Source organism: Microbispora sp. H10885 (assembly GCF_014161415.1).
GTDB lineage: Bacteria > Actinomycetota > Actinomycetes > Streptosporangiales > Streptosporangiaceae > Microbispora > Microbispora triticiradicis.
In genome coordinates this window covers 1-16,520 of record NZ_JABBWY010000017.1, presented here as the reverse complement: position 1 = coordinate 16,520, position 16,520 = coordinate 1, and the positions used below count along the sequence as shown (strand labels likewise).

At 71.1% G+C, this 16,520-nt stretch carries 15 protein-coding genes and 1 riboswitch; of the genes, 12 read left to right on the top strand and 3 right to left on the bottom strand.

The genetic code is table 11. From position 1 onward, the window contains the following. Window positions 1-176 precede the first annotated feature (176 nt). Complete coding sequence (locus HHX37_RS33450) at window positions 177-1,067, top strand: Rossmann-like and DUF2520 domain-containing protein (protein ID WP_111701837.1); 891 nt, start codon at window positions 177-179, stop codon at window positions 1,065-1,067. Further along, a complete protein-coding gene (panC, locus tag HHX37_RS33445) occupies window positions 1,058-1,909 on the top strand; it encodes a pantoate--beta-alanine ligase (protein WP_111701835.1) in 852 nt (283 codons plus the stop codon). Before HHX37_RS33450 ends, panC begins: the two co-directional genes overlap by 10 nt. Here panC and HHX37_RS33440 read toward each other — a convergent pair. Further along, complete coding sequence (locus tag HHX37_RS33440; RefSeq protein WP_182882396.1) at window positions 1,899-2,552, bottom strand: class I SAM-dependent methyltransferase; 654 nt, start codon at window positions 2,550-2,552, stop codon at window positions 1,899-1,901. The two genes, panC and HHX37_RS33440, sit on opposite strands and share 11 nt — an antisense overlap. A 64-nt stretch (window positions 2,553-2,616) precedes the next feature. Between HHX37_RS33440 and HHX37_RS33435 the strand changes: the two genes are divergently transcribed. From HHX37_RS33435 to lysS, 4 genes are all read left to right on the top strand, one after another. Beyond that, the gene (locus HHX37_RS33435; protein ID WP_182882395.1) at window positions 2,617-3,267 is read left to right on the top strand and encodes a TetR/AcrR family transcriptional regulator; all 651 of its coding nucleotides are present in this window, start codon (window positions 2,617-2,619) and stop codon (window positions 3,265-3,267) included. A gap of 66 nt (window positions 3,268-3,333) precedes the next feature. After that, on the top strand, window positions 3,334-5,838 hold the full coding sequence (locus HHX37_RS33430) for an L-aspartate oxidase (protein WP_182887953.1): 2,505 nt from the start codon (window positions 3,334-3,336) through the stop codon (window positions 5,836-5,838). 7 nt (window positions 5,839-5,845) lie between these two features. Beyond that, window positions 5,846-6,628: a type III pantothenate kinase gene (locus HHX37_RS33425; protein ID WP_182882393.1), complete on the top strand. Its 783-nt coding sequence runs from the start codon at window positions 5,846-5,848 to the stop codon at window positions 6,626-6,628. 59 nt (window positions 6,629-6,687) lie between these two features. After that, on the top strand, window positions 6,688-8,382 hold the full coding sequence (lysS, locus tag HHX37_RS33420; protein ID WP_182887952.1) for a lysine--tRNA ligase: 1,695 nt from the start codon (window positions 6,688-6,690) through the stop codon (window positions 8,380-8,382). Between the two features lie 120 nt (window positions 8,383-8,502). Here lysS and HHX37_RS33415 read toward each other — a convergent pair whose 3' ends face one another. Continuing rightward, a complete protein-coding gene (locus tag HHX37_RS33415; RefSeq protein ID WP_220503362.1) occupies window positions 8,503-9,453 on the bottom strand; it encodes an NADP-dependent oxidoreductase in 951 nt (316 codons plus the stop codon). A 13-nt stretch (window positions 9,454-9,466) separates the two neighbouring features. On the opposite strand from HHX37_RS33415, the gene HHX37_RS33410 reads away from it, so the two are divergent. Both HHX37_RS33410 and HHX37_RS33405 read left to right on the top strand, forming a co-directional pair. After that, window positions 9,467-9,757 (top strand): helix-turn-helix domain-containing protein, encoded by a 291-nt coding sequence (locus HHX37_RS33410; protein WP_310740657.1) that lies wholly within the window; start codon window positions 9,467-9,469, stop codon window positions 9,755-9,757. Between the two features lie 72 nt (window positions 9,758-9,829). Further along, a complete protein-coding gene (locus HHX37_RS33405) occupies window positions 9,830-10,078 on the top strand; it encodes a LuxR C-terminal-related transcriptional regulator (protein ID WP_111701819.1) in 249 nt (82 codons plus the stop codon). 78 nt (window positions 10,079-10,156) lie between these two features. Here HHX37_RS33405 and HHX37_RS33400 read toward each other — a convergent pair whose 3' ends face one another. After that, window positions 10,157-11,197: an NlpC/P60 family protein gene (locus HHX37_RS33400; protein WP_182882389.1), complete on the bottom strand. Its 1,041-nt coding sequence runs from the start codon at window positions 11,195-11,197 to the stop codon at window positions 10,157-10,159. 67 nt (window positions 11,198-11,264) lie between these two features. Then, window positions 11,265-11,418, bottom strand: a riboswitch (cyclic di-AMP (ydaO/yuaA leader). Between the two features lie 425 nt (window positions 11,419-11,843). On the opposite strand from HHX37_RS33400, the gene HHX37_RS33395 reads away from it, so the two are divergent. The 4 genes from HHX37_RS33395 to HHX37_RS33380 all read left to right on the top strand — a co-directional run. Beyond that, the gene (locus tag HHX37_RS33395; protein ID WP_182887951.1) at window positions 11,844-12,395 is read left to right on the top strand and encodes an amino-acid N-acetyltransferase; all 552 of its coding nucleotides are present in this window, start codon (window positions 11,844-11,846) and stop codon (window positions 12,393-12,395) included. Window positions 12,396-12,541: 146 nt separating this feature from the next. Then, window positions 12,542-13,999 carry an RDD family protein gene (locus tag HHX37_RS38025; protein ID WP_182887950.1) on the top strand — a complete coding sequence of 486 codons (1,458 nt, stop codon included), beginning with the start codon at window positions 12,542-12,544 and terminating at the stop codon, window positions 13,997-13,999. 1,363 nt (window positions 14,000-15,362) lie between these two features. Then, window positions 15,363-15,707, top strand: coding sequence for a histone-like nucleoid-structuring protein Lsr2 (locus HHX37_RS33385; protein ID WP_111701811.1), 345 nt, complete (start codon window positions 15,363-15,365; stop codon window positions 15,705-15,707). A gap of 488 nt (window positions 15,708-16,195) precedes the next feature. Then, window positions 16,196-16,520: Clp protease N-terminal domain-containing protein (locus tag HHX37_RS33380; protein WP_279633920.1), on the top strand; the 325-nt coding region annotated here is incomplete at its 3' end.

Here is a 16,520-nt window from a genome sequence, read left to right as displayed (position 1 = left end):
GTGGCGAAAATCAGTCACATTCGTACCTGTAGCTCAACATAGGCCCGTTAGAAACGGGACAAACTCCGACCGTCGGGCCCGTCGTGGTCATGCTCGGCATGGCCTGATCCGTGAGGCACGACCTGGCACCGGGCCGGCGGGAGCGCCGCCGCTACGCTGAACCGAGGGGAGGCGTCATGGACACAAGTGACCGCCCGGCGCGGCTCGCCGTGGGAGTGCTCGGCGCGGGACGGGTCGGCTCCGTGCTCGGGGCCGCGCTCATGCTCGCGGGTCATCGTGTGGTGGCGGCCAGCGGCGTGTCCGACGCGTCGCGCCGCCGCGCAGCCGACCGTCTCGGCCAGGCGCTCAGCAGGCCGGAGGAGGTCATCGCCAGGTCCGAGCTCGTGCTGCTGACCGTGCCGGACGACGTGCTGCCCGGCCTGGTCTCCGGCCTCGCGGCCACCGGCGCCGACCTGCGCGGCAAGCTGCTCGTGCACGCCAGCGGCGCGTACGGCCTCGGCGTGCTCGACCCCGCCGCCGAGGCGGGGGCGCTGCCGCTCGCGCTGCATCCGGTGATGACCTTCACGGGCCGGAGCGACGACCTGACCAAGCTCAACGGCTGCTCGTTCGGCGTCACCGCGCCGGACATGCTGCGGCCGGTGGCCGAGGCGCTGGTCATCGAGATGGGCGGCGAGCCGGTGTGGATCGCCGACCAGGACCGGCCGCTCTACCATGCCGCGATCGCCGGCGCGGCCAACCACATGGTGACGCTCATCGCCGAGTCGCAGGAGCTGCTCGCGAAGATCGGTGTCGAGCATCCCGGCCGCATGCTCGGGCCGCTGCTCGGCGCGGCCCTCGACAACGTGCTGCGTCTCGGCATCGGCGGGCTCACCGGGCCGGTCGTCCGCGGCGACGCGGGCACGGTGCGCAAACACGTGGACGCGCTCATCCTGGCCGCCCCCGAGGCCGCGGACGCGTACGTGGCCCTGGCGCGGCTCACCGCCGACCGGGCGCTGGCGGCGGGGCTGCTCAAGCCGGAGGCGGCCGAACGCCTGCTGGACGCCCTGGGAGGGAACATATGGACGTGACCGTGGCCGCCGACCGGGCCGCCCTCGTCAAGGCGAGGGACTCTCTCGGGCCGGGAAGGATCGCCCTGGTCCCCACGATGGGGGCGCTCCACGAGGGCCACCGGTCGCTGGTCCGGCTGGCGCGTGAGCACGCCGACCACGTGGTGGTGAGCGTGTTCGTCAACCCCCTGCAGTTCGGTCCCCACGAGGACTTCTCCCGCTATCCCCGCACGTTCGACGCCGATCTCCGGGTGTGCGAGGAGGAGGGCGCGGGCGTGGTCTTCGCGCCCTCGGCCGAGGACATGTACCTGCCCGACCGGCAGGTGGAGGTCTCGGCGGGCGGCATGGGCGGGACGGCCGAGGGCGCCTTCCGCCCGGGCCACTTCGACGGCGTGCTGACCGTGGTGCTCAAGCTGTTCAACCTGGTGCGGCCGGACGTCGCGGTCTTCGGGCAGAAGGACGCCCAGCAGCTCGCGCTGATCCGGCGGATGACGGCCGACCTCGACGTCCCGGTGTCGATCGTGGCCGCCCCGACCGTACGGGAGCCCGACGGGCTGGCGCTGTCGAGCCGTAACCGGTACCTCTCCGAGGACGACCGCCGTACGGCCCTCGCGCTGTCGCGGGCGCTGAGTGCCGGTGCGGCGCGGGCCCGGACCGGGCCGGCCGGGGTCCTCGACGCGGCCAGGGCCGTGCTGGAGGAGGCGGCCCGGTTCGACCCGCCGCTGCTGCTCGACTACCTGATCCTGGCCGATCCCGCGACGTTCGCGCCGGTGGGCGGCGACCACCGCGGCGAGGCGGTCCTGGCCGTCGCCGCCAAGGTGGGCACCACCCGCCTGATCGACAACATGGTGCTCACCCTGTAGGCGCGCGCAGGGTGAACCAGAAGGTGGGCACCGGGTTCGTGCCGGGTGTGGTGTCGACCAGCTCCCAGCCGCCGAACCGGGCACGGAGCTCGTCGGCGGTGACGCCGGAGAACGTGTCGTCGAACGCCCCGGGGCCGTACCCGAACATCAGCAGCCGTGCGCCGGGGGCGGCGCGGCGGGTGAGTCCGGCGACGTAGGCGTCGCGGCGGTGCGGCGGGATGCCGCAGTAACAGCTCAGGTCGAAGAACAGCTCGAAGGGGCCGGGCGCGTCCAGCTCGTCGAGCCTGGTGGCGTCTCCGTGCAGCAGCCGTACGTCCACTCCCGCCGCCTCCGTCCTCTCCCGGGCCAGCTCGATCGCGCGGCCGACCAGGTCGACGGCCACGACCTCCCAGCCGTGCCGGGCCAGATAGATCGCGTTGGTCCCGGTGCCGCAGCCGAGCTCCAGGGCGCGGCCGGGCGGCAGCGCATCGTGTCCCTCCCCGTGCCCCTCGACAAGGGCGACCAGCTCGGGCGGTGTGACGCCGGTGTCCCACGGCGGTTTCCCGGCGCGGTAGTACTCCTCCAGCGCTCGGCGCACCGCCTCCTCCTGATCCCGTCCGGCCTCGGCCCCGCCCGCGTCCCGGAGGGTGTTCGGCTTGTCCATCGGCTCTCGCTCCCCGTTCTTAGAGTTGAACTCTAGTGATAAACTCTAGAGATATACTCGCGCAATGGACACCGTCAAGCGGCCGGACAAACGGGCCGAGCGCTCACGCCGTACGCGGGAGAAGGTCATCGAGGCGGCGCGGGAGCTGTTCGTCGCGCAGGGCTACGGGGCGACGAGCCTGCAGGAGGTCGCCGACCGGGCGGGTGTGGCCGTTCAGACGGTCTACTTCGTCTTCGGCAACAAGCGCACGCTGTTCAAGGACGTCGTCGACACGTCCATCGCCGGGGACACCGAGCCGGTGGCCGTCATGGACCGTGAGTGGTTCCGCGCCGCCTGCGCCGAGCCCACCGCGGCCGGCCAGCTCCGCGCGCACGTGCGCGGCACCGGCGAGATCCTCGGCCGGGTCGCCCCGATCATGCCGATGATCGCGTCCGCCGGGGCCGCCGACCCGCAGATCGCCGCGCAGTGGCCCGACGGCCCCGACCCGCGCTACACCGTGCTGCACGCCGTGGCCCAGGCGCTGGCCGGCAAGCCCGACGCCCGCCCGGACGTCTCCGTCGCGATGGCCGCGGACCTGCTGTTCTGCCTGCTCAGCCCGCAGCTGTACCTGCTCTTCGTGCAGGACCGCGGCTGGTCGCGGGACAGGTGGGAGGAATGGGCGTACGCCACTCTGGCCGCCCAGCTCTGCACCGGCCCCGCGGCACCCCCCTTCTAGGAGGGGGCGGGGCGGCACCACTCGGCGGGGGGCGTTATCGTCATTATGACGAAAGGGGATCCCCTCATGGTGGCGCTCGCACGCAGACTCACCGCCCCCGCACCCGGCTGGACCGTCGAGGCCGACGCGGTCGTGATCGGTTCCGGCATCGCCGGCCTCACCGTGGCGCTGCGCCACGTCGAGCTCGACCCGCGGGCGCGGGTGCTGGTGGTCACCAAGGACGTCCTGTCCGCCGGGTCCACCCGCTGGGCCCAGGGCGGGATCGCCGCCGTCCTCGACCCCGAGGACACGCCCGACGAGCACCTCAGGGACACGCTCCTCGCGGGGGTCGGCCTCTGCGACGAGGAGGCCGTACGCGTCCTGGTCACCGAGGGCCCCGACGCGCTCAAGCGGCTGATGAGCCACGGCGCCGAGTTCGACCGGGACGTCGACGGCGGGCTCCAGCTCACCCGCGAAGGCGGCCACCGGCGCAACCGCATCGTCCACGCGGGCGGCGACGCGACCGGCGCCGAGGTGCAGCGGGCGCTGGCCGAGGCGGTGCTCGCCGAGCCCCGCATCGAGGTCATCGAGCACGCCCTCGCCCTCGACCTGCTCCTCGACGCCGAGGGTCACGCCTGCGGGGTCACGCTCCACGTGATGGGGGAGGGCGCCCGCGACGGCGTGGGCGCCGTACGGGCCGGGGCCGTGGTGCTCGCCAGCGGCGGCATGGGACAGGTCTACGCGGCCACCACCAACCCGGTCGTGTCCACCGGGGACGGCGTCGCGCTGGCCCTGCGGGCCGGCGCGGTGGTCAGGGACATCGAGTTCGTGCAGTTCCACCCCACGGTCCTGTGGCTCGGGGAGGGCTCGACCGGTCAGCAGCCCCTCGTCTCCGAGGCCGTGCGCGGCGAGGGCGCGGTGCTGGCCGACGCGGCCGGCGAGCGCTTCATGCGGGGCGTCCACGAACTGGCCGACCTCGCGCCCCGCGACGTCGTCGCCAAGGCGATCATGCGGAGGATGCACGAGACCGGCGCCGACCACGTCTACCTGGACGCCACCCACTTCGGCGAGGAGAAGTGGCGCTCCAGGTTCCCCACGATCCTCGCCGTCTGCCGCGAGCACGGCATCGACCCCGTCACCGAACCCATCCCCGTCGCCCCGGCCGCCCACTACGCGAGCGGCGGCGTGCGCACCGACCTGTACGGCAGGACCAGCGTGCCCGGCCTGTACGCCTGCGGCGAGGTGGCCTGCACGGGCGTCCACGGCGCCAACCGGCTGGCCTCCAACTCCCTGCTCGAAGGGCTCGTCTACGGCGAGCGCATCGCCGCCGACCTGGCCGCGCGCGACCTGGAGCCGCGTGAGCCCGCCGGACGGGACGACCGGCCGGAGGGGCTGGTGGACCCGCGTACCCGCGCCCGGATCCAGAGCCACATGAGCCGCGGCGCCGGGGTGCTGCGCGGCGACCGCAGCCTCGCGGAGGTCGCCCGCGCGCTCTCGGACGCCCGCTGGACCCCGGTCGCGGTCGAGCCCTGCACGGAGTCGTGGGAGGCGACCAACCTCCTCACGGTCGCGTCCGCGCTGGTCGCCGCGGCGACCGTACGCGAGGAGACGCGCGGCTCGCACTGGCGGGAGGACCACCCCGACCGCGACGACGCCCGCTGGCGGGCGCACATCGACATCGCCCTGACGGCGGAGGGACTGACCTTGACGTACACGCCCCACGAGGCCCTGCGGACCGAACTGGACGAGAACGGCCTCGACCCGGACGCCGTGCTCGGCCTCGTCCGCGCCGCCCTGGACGAGGACCTGGCCGGGGGACAGGACGTCACCTCGGTCGCCACGATCCCGGCGGACCAGCGCGCGGTCGCCGACGTGGTGGCGCGGAAGGAGGGCGTCGTCGCCGGCCTGGCCGTCGCCGAGGCCGTCTTCCGCCAGGCCGCCGGGGGAGCCGAGGTCGAGCGGCACGCGGCGGACGGCGACCGCGTGCGCCCCGGCGACGTGGTGATGACCGTGCGCGGCGCCACCCGCGACCTGCTCACGCTGGAGCGCACCGCGCTCAACTTCCTCACCCACCTGTCCGGCGTCGCCACCCAGACCCGGCGCTGGGTGGACGCCGTCGAGGGCACCGGCGCCCGCGTGCGCGACAGCCGCAAGACCCTGCCGGGCCTGCGCGTCCTGGAGAAGTACGCCGTACGGGCGGGCGGCGGCGTGAACCACCGGATGGGCCTGCACGACGCCGCGCTCATCAAGGACAACCACGTCGTGGCCGCCGGAGGCGTCGCGGAGGCCTTCCGCGCCGTACGGCAGGCCTTCCCCGGCCTGCCCATCGAGGTGGAGGTGGACCGGATCGACCAGATCGAGCCGGTCCTCGCCGAGGGAGCCGACGAGATCCTGCTCGACAACTTCACGGTGGACCAGCTCGCCGAGGCCGTACGCCTGGTGGCCGGCCGGGCGAGGCTGGAGTCGAGCGGCGGGCTGACCCTGGAAGCGGCCCGCGCGGTCGCCGAGACCGGGGTCGACTACCTGGCGGTCGGCGCGCTCACCCACTCGGCCCCGGCACTCGACCTGGGTCTAGATCTTCGTGAGGCATAATCGGGGGATGCTGCTCACCATCGACGTCAGCAACACCCATACGGTGCTGGGCCTGTTCGAGGGTGAAGAGGTCATCGAGCACTGGCGGATCGCGACCGACTCCCGCCGCACGGCGGACGAGATCGCGGTGGTGCTGCAGGGGTTGCTCGGGCAGTCGCCGTTGCTCAAGGACGCCGACATCAGCGGCATCGCGATCTGCTCCACGGTCCCGTCGGTGCTCAACGAGATGCGGGAGATGTCCCGGCGCTACTACGGCGACGTCACGGCGGTGGTCGTCGAGCCGGGCGTCCGCACCGGCGTGCCGGTCCGGATGGACAACCCCAAGGAGGTCGGCAGCGACCGCATCGTGAACGCGCTCGCCGCCACCACCCTGTACGGCGGGCCCTGCGTGATCGTCGACTTCGGCACGGCGACCTCCTTCGACGCGGTCTCGGCCCGGGGCGAGTACGTCGGCGCGGTGACCGCCCCCGGCCTGGAGATATCGGTGGACGCGCTGGCCACGGCCGGGGCGCAGCTCCACAAGGTCGAGCTGGTCCGGCCGAGGTCGGTGATCGCCAAGAACACCGTGGAGGCGCTCCAGTCGGGCATCCTCTACGGCTTCGCCGGGCTGGTCGACGGGATCGTGGACCGCATGACCGCCGAGCTGGCCGCCGACCCCGACGACGTCACCGTGGTCGCCACGGGCACCGGCGCGCCGCTCGTCATCGGCGAGGCCCGCACGATCGACGTGCACGAGCCCTGGCTCACGCTCATCGGCCTGCGGCTGGTCTACGTCCGCAACACGTCCTGACGACTCCCTCGGGTACGGGACCATAGAAGGCAGGATCCCGTTTCGAGAGGACTGACGTGATGGACGCCGACTGGGTGGCGCGTTTCGCCGATGAGGTCATCGCCGAGGCCGAACGGCGCGCACCGGGCAAACCCGTCGTCTGCGCGTCCGGCCTCAGCCCGTCCGGCCCGATCCACCTGGGCAACCTGCGCGAGGTCATGACCCCGCACCTGGTGGCCGACGAGATCAGGCGGCGCGGGCACGAGTGCGTGCACATCATCTCGTGGGACGACTTCGACCGCTTCCGCAAGGTCCCCGCGGGCGTCGACCCCGCCTGGAACGAGCACATCGGCAAGCCGCTGACCACCGTCCCGGCTCCGCCCGGGAGCGAGTACCCGAACTGGGCCGAGCACTTCAAGGCGCCGATGATCGCCGCGCTGGCGGAGATGGGCGTGGAGTTCCACGGCATCAGCCAGACCGAGATGTACACCTCGGGGGCTTACCGGGAGCAGGTGCTGCTCGCCATGCGGGAGCGGCGGCGGATCGACGCGATCCTCGACCAGTACCGCACCAAGAAGGCCAAGGCCAAGGAGGTCCTGGACGCCGACGAGGCCGCGGCCCTGGAGGGCTCGGGGGCCGCGAGCGAGGACGACGGCTCCGGCGCGGGGGGCTACTACCCCTACAAGCCGTACTGCTCGTTCTGCGACCGCGACCTGACCACGGTCACGTCGTACGACGACGAGACCACCGCGTTGTCGTACACCTGCGTCTGCGGGCACGGCGAGACCATCCTGCTGTCCGAGCACACCCGCGGCAAGCTGGTGTGGAAGGTCGACTGGCCGATGCGCTGGGCGTACGAGGGCGTGGTCTTCGAGCCGTCGGGCGTCGACCACAGCTCGCCGGGCTCGTCGTTCGTCGTCGGCGGCCAGATCATCCGCGAGGTGTTCGGCGGGCAGCAGCCGATCGGGCCGATGTACGCCTTCGTCGGCATCAGCGGCATGGCCAAGATGAGCAGCTCCAAGGGCGGCGTGCCGACCCCGGCCGACGCTCTGTCGATCATGGAGCCCGCGCTGCTGCGCTGGCTGTACGCCCGCCGCCGTCCCAACCAGTCGTTCAAGATCTCCTTCGACCAGGAGATCCAGCGGATGTACGACGAGTGGGACACGCTCACCAGGAAGGTCACGGAGGGGACGGCGCTGCCGGCCGACCAGTCGGCCTACCGCCGGGCGTCGAGCACCGCGTCCGCGACGCTGCCCGACACGCCGCGCCGGCTGCCGTACCGGACGCTCGCCTCGGTGGTCGACATCGCGACCGGCCACGAGGAGCAGACGCTGCGCATCCTGCGCGCCTTCGACCCGGAGATCGGCGGGCTGGACGAGCTGCGGCCGCGGCTCGACCGCGCCCGGCACTGGGTGAACACCTACCTGCCCGCGGAGGAGCGCACGCAGGTGCGCGAGACGCCCGACAAGGAGCTTCTCGACACGCTCGGCGAGGCGGAGCGGGAGTCGCTGCGCCTGCTGCTCGACGGTCTCGACGACCACTGGTCGCTCGACGGCCTGACCACGCTCGTCTACGGCGTGCCGAAGGTGCTGGCCGGGCTGGAGATGGACGCCAAGGCGGCCACGCCGGAGCTGAAGGCCGCCCAGCGCGCGTTCTTCGCCCTGCTCTACCGGCTGCTCGTCGGCCGCGACACCGGCCCGCGCCTGCCCACGCTGCTGCTGGCGGTGGGCCGCGACCGGATCCGCGAGCTGCTCGACGCGGGCCGCGCCTCCTGACCTCCCGCCTGGCCGGGCGCGCTCGCTCGCTGTGCTGAACGCCGTTCCGGACGTGTTCCGGAGGTGGGCGGCCGGGCCGGACGGCATCCCCGTCCGGCCCGGCCACTCGCCCCCGTCGCCTCACCCCGATCTGGTGCCGGGCGGGGTCAGCACCAGGCGTCCGCGCACGCCGCCCCGGACGAGCCGCTCGTGGGCCTCGGCCGCCCGGTCCAGCCGGTAGACACCGGCGACCCGTGTCGTGAGCCGGCCCGCCTCGGCCAGCTTGACGACGTCCCTGAGCTGCGCCGCGTCGGCCCGGACGAACACCGTGGAGGCGCGGATTCCGCGCAGCGGGAGCGGGGCCTGCCCCGCGCCGACGGCGACGAACACGCCACCGCCCCGCACCGCGTCCAGCGCGGGCAGGCCGACGACGGCCGCGTCCACCACTCCGTCCACGCCGCCCGGGACGACGGCCCGTACGGCGCCGGCCAGATCGGCGCCCCTCGCGACGAACCACTCCGCGCCGAAGCCGCGGACCAGCGCCTCGTCTCCGGGTGCGGCGACGGCGACGACCCTGATGCCCCGCAGGGCCGCCAGTTCCACCAGATAACCGCCGAGGCCCCCGGCCGCCCCCGTCACGAGCAGGCTCTCACCTTCGGCGAGCCCGGCGAGGTCGAGCGCCTGCACGGCGGTCAGTGTGTTGAGCGGCAGCGTCGCCGCCTCGATCGCGGGCATCCCCGCGGGCGCGGCCGCGACGGCGTGCTCGTCCAGCACGACCAGTTCGGCCTGGGCCTTGATCGGGTCCGTCAGCCGGTCCGACAGGCCGATGACCCGATCACCCGGGCCGGCCGCCGTCGCCCCCGGTCCCACCCGGTCGACCACCCCTGCCACGTCCCAGCCCATGGCGTACGTGTCGAGCCGGGGCGTGAGTCCGTGATCGGGAAGGGCGCCGGAGACCGTGAAGAGGTCGATCGGGTTGACGGCCGCCGCCTCCACCCGGATCCGCACCTGTCCCGGCCCCGGCTCGGGTTCGGGCACCTCGGCCACCCGTACGACCCCGTCCCGGCAGTTGCTCGACGCGCTCAGTGACAAGTGGGTGAGTCTCGTGCTGACCGCGCTCGCCCGCGGGTCCCTCCGCTACAGCGAACTGGCGAGGACGATCGCCGGGGTGAGTCAGAAGATGCTCACGCAGACGTTGCGGACGATGGAACGCGACGGACTGGTCTCGCGTACGGTCACCCCGTCGGTGCCGGTACGTGTCGACTACCGGCTCACTCCCCTGGGCGAGAACCTGATGCCGCTACTGGAAGCGATCAAGAATTGGGCGGAGATCCACATGGAGGACGTGGAGGCCGCAAGGGAGGCCTATGACCGGCGGCCCGCCGCCGCACCTTGACGGCCTTCAGCAAAGGCGTTTACCGTCCCTGGAGGGTGGGCCGACGAATCATCGTCGTGGGGAGGGCGGACGATGGGTTATCCGGAGGTCGTCTACCGGGGTGAGGATCTCGCCTCGGACCTTGAGCGTGCCGGTCTCACCGAGGAGGACCTACTGCTGCTCGCCGAGCTCGCGAAGGGCGTCACCGCCGACCGGGTGGGCCGCAGCCTCGACGTCAGCGGCCGTACGGTGCGGCGGCGGCTGCGCTGCATCTGCGACCGGATCGGCGTGGCGACCGCCATCGAGGCCGTCGCCTGGGCCGCCCGCCGCCGTCTCATCTGAGCACGTCCCGAACTCGTCCGGCCGCGCACGCGGGCGCGGCCGGTGAACGGCGGTCGTGCACGCCGACCATCCGTGTGATCAGTCGGCGACGCGCACGCCGCCCGCGAACGGCCGTCCGGCGATCTTCGCGATGTGGATGACGTCACCGGTGCGCGGCGCGTGGACCATGTAGCCGCCGCCGATGTAGAGGCCGACGTGGTGCAGGTCGGAGTAGAAGAACACGAGGTCGCCGGGGCGGAGCTGGTCGCGGGAGATGTGCGTGCCGGCCGTCCACTGGTCGCCCGTGTAGTGGGGCAGGCTGATGCCGACGGACTGGTAGGCGGCCATCACCAGGCCGGAGCAGTCGAACGAGCGCGGCCCTTCCGCGCCCCAGACGTACGGCTTGAGCTGCTGCGCGAGGGCCCAGCGCGCCGCCTGGGCGGCCTTGCCGCCCCCCACGATGGGGAACGACATCTTCCTGCGCGTCTCGGTGCCGACCTCTCGCGAGACCTGCCGGTAGAGGCTGCTCTCGGTCTTCTTGATCAGCTTCGTGATCTTGTCGCGCCGCGAGTCGAGGCCGTCCAGCAGCTTCCTGACCTCGCTCTGGCGGGCGGCGGCGCTGGACTTGGCCCGCGCGGCGGCGTCCATCGCCTTGCTGACCTCCGCGACCTCCTGGCTCTGCTGTAACTCCAGCGCGTACGTCGTGGAGGCCTGGTCGAGATACTGCCGCGGGTCCGTGGACTTCACGAGCACCAGGGCGTTGCCGAGCCCGTTGGTCATGTAGGAGTGCTGGGCGAGGGCGCTCGCCCTCTGCCGGCGGGTCTCCAATTCGGCCTCGCTCTTGGCGAGGTTCTTCTTGGCGAGATCGGCGGACCGCTCGGCCGCCTTCAGACGCACCCGCTCGCCGTTGTACTGCTCGGTGAGTGTCTCGATTTCGCTGTAGAGGTCCTCCACCTCCGCGGCGAGCTCCTTGAGGCTCGGCTTCGGGTCGGCGGTCGCGCGGACCACCGGAGCGCCGAATGTGACCGCGGCGAGCGCGACTCCGACGAAGGTGAACCGCCGGATGGCACCCGGACCGGCCGGGCCGGATCCGGGCCGTCGGCGACGGGCGTGCCTGCCCGCCTGCCGTCCTCCACGCATGCGCAACCGAGCTCCTCTCCCATAGGTGCCCCCGCACCGGCCGGCGTCGTCGTGACGGGTCGTGCGGCTGGGCACTGCCGAGCGCCTGCCGGGTTAGCTGACGGGTTCGGGCCGGAGCAGCCCTACCTTGCGGATTCACCCCTGGACGATCTGAACCTGAACCGATCCTGATCCCATGGATTGGGTCCCCGGCTCCTCTCCGCACCCGGCCCCCGACAGGGTTCGGGCACCGGCGCTTCGAGGATTCGGCGCCCGATCGTCGAGATCGCTCACGACGATCGGCATCGTCGCTGGACGATAGTGCACCCTGAGTTGTTGCTCAACCAGAACTCGCAAACCCGTCTACGTTTGACAACCAAATGATCACGCTAGGGTCACGGGTTGATCAGTGATACCGGCTGGTCTACCTGGGTTTGTGGTGCTTTGGTGACGTATGAGGTGCTGGTCGGAAGCAGAGAAAATCGATACGCGGCCAGACGTGCGTCACGGGGTCCGATCCGGCGTCGATCCGTATTCCGGTGGCTACAGAACGTCAGGCGCGATGTCGGACGGACTGTTTGGGGTTGACCGTAAATCGGAGCCGCCTTCGCCGATCCGCGCGCGACGGGCGAGGGGGACGGCGGGAGGGGCACTAGGCTGGCCGTTCATGGAGCAGGTCGCCGCACAGACACCGAGCGGATCCGGCGCCAGGGGCGTTATGGTGCGCCGGGCCAGGACCCCGGACGTCAGGGCGATCCGCCGCCTCGTCGACGCGTACTCGGGCGTCGGGCCGCGCCTGCTGAAGAAGAGCACGGTCACGCTGTACGAGGACGTCCAGGAGTTCTGGGTCGCGGAGATCGGCGGAGAGGTCGTCGGCTGCGGCGCGCTGCACGTGCTCTGGGAAGACCTGGCCGAGATCAGGACCGTCGCGGTGGATCCGGCGGTGCGCGGTGGAGGCGTCGGCTACCGGATCGTCGCCTCGCTCATCGACGCCGCGCGCGGCCTCGGCGTACGCAGGGTCTTCTGCCTCACGTTCGCCGTGGAGTTCTTCGCGCGCCATGGTTTCATCGAGATTCAGGGCACCCCCGTGTCGCCCGAGGTGTACGCGGAACTCCTCGCGTCGTACGACGAAGGCGTCGCCGAGTTCCTCGACCTGGAGCACGTCAAGCCGAACACACTGGGCAACACGCGAATGCTGCTGCATCTCGATCGCCATTGAGTCATAATGCCGACATTGGTGGCTGATCTTGACGGTCATGGTCAGTCGCTGCAAAGGTGACTGTTGATACGCGTGTCGCTACTTTTGGCGGTATCAGCGTGTGCTACTGAGATGCGGCGCATGCGTCTTCGAAACGAGGTGACACGGTGAGCACCGGACAGCCGCCGTACCCCCAGGACGAGTCGGACGGGTCGCCACCGCCGCCTTCGAACCACGGGTACAACCCGGACAGACCTTCCCAGGACTACGACCCCGAGGCCACGGTCGTCGGCTATCGGGCACAGCAGACGGGCCCGCAGCAGACTCCCGGCCAGACCCCCGGCCAGGACTCGGGCCAGGGTGGATACGGTCAGCAGCAGTACGGCCAGCCTTCGCAGGGCGGGTACGGCCAGCAGGGTTATGGCCAGGAGACGGGCCCGCAGGGCTATGGCCAGCAGTACGGTCAGCAGGCTCCGCAGCAGGGCTATGGTCAGCAGCAGTACGGCCAGTCCTCGCAGGGCGGGTACGGCCAGCAGGGCTATGGCCAGGACACCGGCCCGCAGGGGTACGGCCAGCAGGCTCCGCAGCAGGGCTACGGCCAGCAGCAGTACGGCCAGTCTTCGCAGGGCGGGTACGGCCAGCAGGGCTATGGCCAGGAGACGGGCCCGCAGGGCTATGGCCAGCAGTACGGCCAGCAGGCCCCGCAGCAGGCGTCGCAGCAGGGCTATGGCCAGCAGTATGGTCAGCAGGCTCCGCAGCAGGGCTACGGCCAGCAGCAGTACGGCCAGTCCTCCCAGGGCGGGTACGGCCAGCAGCAGGGTTACGGCGAGCAGCAGGGCCAGCCGACGGGCGGCTACGGCCAGCAGTCGCAGGGGGGTTACCAGCAGTACGGCCAGCAGCCCGGCCCCCAGGCATCCGGCTCGCAGGCGTACGGCCAGCAGGGCTACGAGCAGCAGGGGTACGGCCAGCAGGCTCCGCAGCAGGGCTATGGTCAGCAGCAGTACGGCCAGCAGCAGTACGGCCAGCCCGGTTACGGCGGCGGGCAGGCCACGCCGGGGTACGGCCAGCCCGCCTACGGGCAGTCGTACGCGCCGCAGGGGGCGATCCCGCCCGGCGCGCCGGCCCCGCTGGCGGAGTGGTGGCAGCGCCTCGTCGCCCGGCTGATCGACGGTGTCGTCGTCGGGATCCCCTACATGATCCTCAGCGCCGTCATCGGGGGCCTGGTGTTCACCGCCGCCAGCATCGACCCGACGACCGGCGTCACGACCCTGGAGAGCGGGGCCTTCCTGGCCGCGCTGCTCGTCGCCGTGCTGGGGGGCGTCGTGATGGCCGTCTACGAGTTCTTCATGCTGCGCTCACGCGGGCAGACCCTCGGCAAGATGGCGATGGGCATCAAGGTCGTCCCGGTCGGCGGAACGCTGACCGCGGCGGGGCTGCCCCAGGACGCGGCGATGAAGCGCGCCGGAGTGCTCTTCGCCTTCCAGTTCCTGTCGTGGATTCCCTTCATCAAGTACCTCGCGAACCTGGCCGCCCTTCTCAACGTGCTCTGGCTGCTGTGGGACAAGCCGCTGCAGCAGGCTTTGCACGACAAGGTCGCCAACACCGTGGTGGTCAAGGTCAAGTAATGACCGCGGACGGGGCCGATGGCGTGGACCATCGGCCCCGTTTTTCGTATGGCGTGACGGTTCCGGGCGTCGACGGCGCCTACTCCGGAAAATTCGGTAACGGGACCACCCGGACATGCCATGCTTGGCGGACCGGCGGACCCGCCCGAGAGATGGCAATGACCGCGACACCGCCGCGTCAATCCTTCCGGTCCACCGCCGTCACCCCGCTCCGGGCCATATCCGGCCGGAGCGGCTTATGGAACCCGCTCGACGCTCTTATGGGCCCGAAGGCGGCGCACCGGACCTTATGGGCTCCTCCGCCCGCCCGTCCCCCGCGAGCCCCGGTGCCGACGCCCGAAACGGCGGGCCGTTTGGCCGCGCGAAACCTTAGGCGGGCCCGGCCGGCGGGGGTGGCCATGCGTTTGTGGCGCGGCCGGTTAAATCGATCTTCGGGCCGCCCGAGCAGTGGATCTTGTCGGGATGCGGTGCGGTCCTCTCTTTTTGCGAGCCTTCCCGGCACCGAGGATCTGTTTTAGACGCGCGTATATCCCGTCAAGGGTGCGCCGGTCGTACCAGAAGGGTCACGGTGGTCATGAAGATCCGAGTGCCGGGGGACGCGGCGTCCCCTCGTTTCAGTGACGCTCATCAACGGTGCGGCGTGCCGGGACGGACCTATTGTGTGAGAGTTGTGTGAGAGTCGGATGGAGAGCCGGAAGGAGAGGCGGACAGAGTGGCTGACAGAGTGGCGGATTGCCGGTTCAGCCTTGTCGCCGCGCCTTCGTGGCGCTGGTCGGCAACGCTCTGACCTGGGGCTTCGCCGCTATGAGTCAAGCGTCCGGCCGAGTGGGAGCCCTTGCCGTCCAACCCTGAGTAGTGGCCGGGAGCGGCCGAAACATCGGGCCGGACGGCTTCCGGTGACCGTCCGGCCCGACATTTGGGTACGATTTCGTGGAGCATCCGGTAAGGCCGCTGGAGAGACGAGGATTAGGCTGCCACCCCCGGGGCACCCCGGAAGGCGCGCCTGACCCTCCCGGCGCTATGGTCGTATGAGGGCGACCGGCCCGGCAAGAGGGCCCGGGACCTCGGCGCGTCCTCGGAATTTCCTCGGGTGCACCTAATGACACCCCGGCACGAGCGAGGCAGAATGTCAGAGGTATTGTCCGCCTTGATACCTTCCGTGGTCGTCGCCGGCGCGGTCGTCTACGGCATCGTAAAGTTGGTACGTTCCGACGCGGCGGGTCTCCGCCCGGCTCGGGAGCCACGCGAGAAGTCACCGGACTCAGGAGTTCCTGAGAATCCGCAATCTTGAATTGTCAGCCGGGGGAAACCGGGTATATGTTTGGCTGGCGAATCAAACTATGGGCTGCGAAAGGATTGCCGGATGGCCAAGCACACGCAGGTGATTCTCATCGACGATCTCGATGGCGGCGAGGCCAATGAGACGGTCACCTTCGCGATTGACGGCACGTCATATGAGATTGACCTGAGCGACGGCAACGCGAAGCGGCTTCGCGACGCGCTGTCGCCTTTCGTCGGCAGCGCGCGGCGCGCGGACAGCGGGCAGGCCCGCGGCCGCCGTCGCGGTGCGGGCGGCGGGGGTCAGCGAGCCATGACCCGCGAGAAGAGCGCGGAGATCCGCGCGTGGGCCAAGTCGCACGGACACCCCGTGAGCGAGCGCGGCCGTATCGCCGCCTCGATCGTCCAGGCGTACGAGGACGCGCACTAGGCGGGGTCGGGTGCGATCCGGGTCGCACCTGCCGGACCTTCACCCGTCGCGGCCGGCCGGGTGGCGCCTCGCCAGGCGCCGACGGCGAATGCCGCGGGTGAAGCGCGGAGTTCGCGCGGGACCGGAGTGGCCCTCTGCTCTGCTTTGGGCTCCTCCGTCGCATTGTGATGCATCCCGCCAGGCCGGTCCTCGGTGTGGCGTGATCCGCGGGATGGTCCGTAACCGCATCTTCGATCGCGCGGTTATCCGGTTCGTCGGAGGACCTGACGATCGCATAACCGCGCGATTGTGTTTGCGCTCCCTAAAACCTCGTTCGCTTGCGGCGTATCGGGAACATGTCACCCCCGGCAGGGGGTTGGATAGAGCGTGAACGCCCTGCGCTTGGGGAACCCTTCCGCCGAGGACCGGGTCGCTGGGTCGGGGCTACCGTGCGGGACGGCGTGCCGGATCTCCCGGATTCGCCTGACCGCTCTGTGAGGAGCGACGACATGTTCGAGAGGTTCACCGACCGTGCGCGGCGGGTTGTGGTCCTGGCCCAGGAAGAGGCCCGGATGCTCAACCACAACTACATTGGTACCGAGCACATTCTTCTTGGCTTGATCCATGAAGGCGAAGGTGTGGCGGCCAAGGCTCTGGAGAGCCTGGGGATCAGCCTCGAGGGGGTGCGCCAGCAGGTCGAGGAGATCATCGGCCAGGGGCAGTCGGCGCCGTCGGGGCACATTCCCTTCACTCCGCGTGCCAAGAAGGTGCTCGAGCTGTCGCTTCGTGAGGCGTTGCAGCTTGGGCACAACTACATCGGCACCGAGCACATCC